We start from the raw sequence: 1,568 nt of genomic DNA, 5'->3' as shown, positions 1-1,568 counted from the left end.
GGGCTACCGGCACTGGGGGAACCGGATAATGTTCCGGATCGGCGACGTATTTTGCCGCCTCATCTGCATATTTTGCAGCATCCTTTTTATACTGCTGACTTGCAGCAGCGTATTTTGCAGCCTCTTTTTCATACCTGGCAGTATCATAAATTTTGTTACTTAGGTCCTTCTGGCTTGCTATTTCATGTGCTGCTTTTGCCTTTTCGGCTTCCTCTCTTTTTTGTTCGGCAATAACCCTCGTCTTTTCTCTTGTCTGTTCGGCAGTTTTGGCATAATTAGCCTTTCTGTGTTTAACTGCCGGAGTCTTTTTAGCGAGACGCTTCGTTGTATTATGCTTTATAGTTGTATCCTGATATGGCTTTATATTAACCACTTCACTAACCGGATGTTTATCGGACACAACAGCGTTTTTACTTGTGGTAAATGCTGCTGTAAAAATCAACGTTGATATCAAGGTAGCGGTCAGAATAATTTTCTCCATTTTGTTTAGCGAAGAACTTTTGTTGAATACCATCCTGCTCACGCGCTCCAAAAGTTGATTCTTTCTGCCGGTAAGCGCCATAACATATTGGTTTGATTGAAATTCCTGACAAGAAACAAGCGCTTGAATATAGTCTTGCTTATTCAAAGTACAAGTTAACGCAAGATCATCGCAGCAGTTTTCTCTTTCTTCTTTGATCAATTTAGACAACCACAATACAGCAGGATTAAAAAAGAATATGATCTCAATCAAGCTTTGAAGTATGTTTACCAGGTAATCACTACGCTTAATATGTGCAAGTTCATGACTGATTATCGCTTCAACTTCGGCAGCAGACAATCCATTTAACAAACCAAGTGGAATCAATATCACAGGCTTCAGGTGTCCTGCAACAACGGGTACTTTCGTAAGCCCAGATTGTAGAATCTGAATATTTTTGGGGATCCTCAATTTAATTGAAAGTTCGGTTACCTTATTTTCCCAGAAATTACCCGCTGAATAGATCTGGGTATTCTTTAGATAGTAAATTGCATGCATTCCCATCATGAGCTGTATGCATTTAATGCAAATGATCAAAAACCAAATCATTACGATTTGAACGGAATAAGATGTCCATATATTCATCAAATACCCCATTCCATCAATAAATCCAGAACTGCCCTGAGTTAAAGACTGAGAATTGACTGCAGTGGCGGCTTCTTTGCTTATTTGGGGCGAGAAAAGTGTCGCTCCCCCTGACTTACTCAAACTTTGATGGATACTCCCTGAGTTTAAGGTATCATAAAACACCAGGCTCATGATGATCACAAACAAAAACAAAACAGCAGTAAGTAAATTATACCTTATTGCAGCACTGCTTTTTTTTGTAGTAACTATAATCAGACTTGTTAATAAAGCAAGGATCATCCCTATCCATAATGAATGGAAAAAAGTGATACATAAAGCATATTGAAATTCCATAATTGTGGTTCTTAAATTATTCGAATTTTTATTATTTATCTAGTTTCTTTAACATCTGTTTAATAGCATCAAGATCTTCTTTGGAAGTCTTTTCATTTCCTAATAATTGCATGACTAGTTTTGAAGC

General features: G+C 37.8%; 1 protein-coding gene. It reads right to left on the bottom strand.

Going from position 1 to position 1,568, the window contains the following annotated elements; translation table 11 throughout:
• Positions 1 to 1,441, bottom strand: a 1,441-nt coding sequence (locus AC1DG9_RS26855) for a M56 family metallopeptidase (protein WP_477635668.1), incomplete at its 3' end; no start/stop codon positions are given.
• Positions 1,442 to 1,568: the final 127 nt, after the last annotated feature.

Source organism: Pedobacter sp. 05L430 (assembly GCF_056397585.1).
This window is presented reverse-complemented; position numbering and strand designations above follow the sequence as displayed.